Raw genomic sequence first — 532 nt, forward strand, 5'->3', positions numbered from 1 at the left:
CACGCTTGCCGCCGAATTTGGCGCATTTCAGCTTCGGAATGAGATCGTCCGCCATCGCTGGCGCGTCCGGACCGGACCGATCCCGCGGGCTTCACGATGTCGAGCACTTGGCGATGGTGGCATGGCGTGCGCCGTCACGGCCATTTTCGGGTCCAGAGATTGAACGTCCGGCCCCTTTGCCATTCGCCGGATAAAAGCGGCGTTCTTCGCGCCGTCCGCCTCCCCGTCATCCATTGGGTCAGATCAGACCGTATTGGCGAGCCTTGTTGCGCAGGAATGGCAAGCCATTGCCCATCACTTCGGCCTCGTCCTTCGCGACTGGCCGCCAGACGGAGAGGCCGTAGGAGACTTCCGGCGGCATGTTGATGAAGCTTTCCATGGCAAGTCCGCCCTTGAAGCCGATCGCCGCGAGCGTTGCGTAGATCTCGTCCCAGGGGCAGTTGCCGGTGCCCGGGGTGCCGCGATCGCTCTCTGACAAGTGAATATACTTCAGGTGATCGCGAGCGGCCAGAATACCATTGGCGGCCCCTTT

At 62.2% G+C, this 532-nt stretch carries 1 pseudogene; it reads right to left on the bottom strand.

Annotated elements, in window-relative coordinates:
- Positions 1-238: 238 nt before the first annotated feature.
- Positions 239-532 (bottom strand): annotated as a pseudogene (locus NKH98_RS32965) (sugar phosphate isomerase/epimerase); the annotation flags it as partial.

The sequence above is a fragment of the Mesorhizobium sp. M0833 genome (assembly GCF_040319905.1).
Lineage (GTDB): Bacteria > Pseudomonadota > Alphaproteobacteria > Rhizobiales > Rhizobiaceae > Mesorhizobium.